This is a genomic window from Idiomarina sp. UBA4206 (genome assembly GCF_002383015.1).
Lineage (GTDB): Bacteria > Pseudomonadota > Gammaproteobacteria > Enterobacterales > Alteromonadaceae > Idiomarina > Idiomarina abyssalis.
Genome location: NZ_DFTS01000072.1, coordinates 42,095 through 43,714, shown reverse-complemented (window position 1 = coordinate 43,714; position 1,620 = coordinate 42,095). Strand labels below are relative to the sequence as shown.

Here is a 1,620-nt window from a genome sequence, read left to right as displayed (position 1 = left end):
ATCATGGTGGTGTGTGAGTCGGTACCAACCAAGGTATCGGGGTAGGCGAAAGTTTTACCGTCTTCTTCTTTCGTCCAGACACTCTTACCTAAATACTCAAGGTTTACCTGGTGACAGATGCCTGTCCCCGGTGGTACAACACGAAAGTTTTCAAAGGCACCCTGCCCCCACTTCAGGAACTCGTAACGTTCTTTGTTACGTTCCATTTCAAAGCGGACGTTTTCTTTAAAGGCTTGTTCCGTCGCGTATTTGTCGACCATGACCGAGTGGTCAATCACCAAATCGACCGGTGACAATGGGTTGATGACTTCAGGGTCATGCCCTGCTTTGGCTACGGCGTCGCGCATTGCCGCTAAATCGACAATGCCCGGAACACCGGTAAAATCCTGCATTAAAACCCGCGCCGGGCGGTATTGAATTTCACGGTCGATTTTTTTCTTTTTCGACCAGTCAACCATGGCTTGTAAATCGTCTTTTGTGACGGTTTCGCCATCTTCATTTCGTAATAGGTTTTCAAGCAACACTTTCATTGAAGCCGGAAGCTTTGAAATGTCTCCTAAGGCTTCCTCTGCTTTAGGCAGGCTATAGTAATGAAAGGTTTTTCCTTTAACGTCTAACGAACTTAAGGTTTTCAGACTGTCTTTGCCTGACATAGATACTCTCCCATTCGCTTCCAAAAGCGTAGTTTTTAGCTCAACGGTCTTTTAAATATAGACAAACTGAACCGTTTCAGCCATTGAAATTGTGCTTTGATGAAAACATAAATCAAAGATTTGTGCCAATTAACTGATGGTTAAGTACTCAGTTAAGCAACTATTTTTATTATAAATTGTGTTTATATTACATAGTCTGTAAAAAGCGTTTAAGATCAACAGAACGTCAGTCTTACCGAAATCAATAAGGACATAATGGATGAGTCAGGTACTCGACGATTTACTCAACTTACTGACCCTCGAAGGCATTGAGGATGGTCTTTATCGTGGACAGAGTCAGGATTTAGGCTTTGGCGCTGTCTTTGGTGGACAGGTTATTGGACAAGCTTTGTCGGCGGCTAAAGAAACATTACCGCAAGAGCGCGTCTGCCATTCCTTTCACAGTTATTTTTTGCGTCCGGGTGATGCGAAAAAACCGATTGTCTACGACGTAGAAACCATCCGCGACGGTAAAAGCTTTTCAGCCCGCAGAGTCAAAGCCATACAGTACGGTAAGCCAATTTTTTACATGACTGCATCTTTCCAGCAGCAGGAAAATGGCTATGAGCATCAGGACACTATGCCTGAAGTGCCCGGCCCTGAAGGTCTAGTTTCAGATTTGGATATTTATCGCGAGCATGAAGAGCTGATACCGGCGCCACTTCGCAAAAAGTTCATTTGCGACAAACCCATAGAAATGCGGTTTGTGACTCCTTACAACCCGTTTAAGCCGGAAAAAGATGAGCCGCGACGCTACGTCTGGTTCAGAGCAAACGGCAATATGCCGGATGATCAACGCGTTCATAAATACTTATTGGCTTATGCGTCAGACTTTAACTTCTTACCAACAGCCTTGCAGCCTCATGGCGTCAGCTTTGCTCAACCCAACATGCAGGTTGCTACGGTTGATCATGCCATGTGGTTTCAC

2 protein-coding genes are annotated in these 1,620 nt (G+C 44.9%); one reads left to right on the top strand and one right to left on the bottom strand.

Translation table 11 applies throughout. The features are described from left to right. Positions 1 to 653: aconitase family protein (locus B3180_RS14280; protein ID WP_286845167.1), on the bottom strand; the 653-nt coding region annotated here is incomplete at its 3' end. A gap of 259 nt (positions 654 to 912) precedes the next feature. On the opposite strand from B3180_RS14280, the gene B3180_RS14275 reads away from it, so the two are divergent. Further along, a partial coding sequence (locus B3180_RS14275) for an acyl-CoA thioesterase domain-containing protein (protein ID WP_286845165.1) occupies positions 913 to 1,620 on the top strand: 708 nt, incomplete at its 3' end.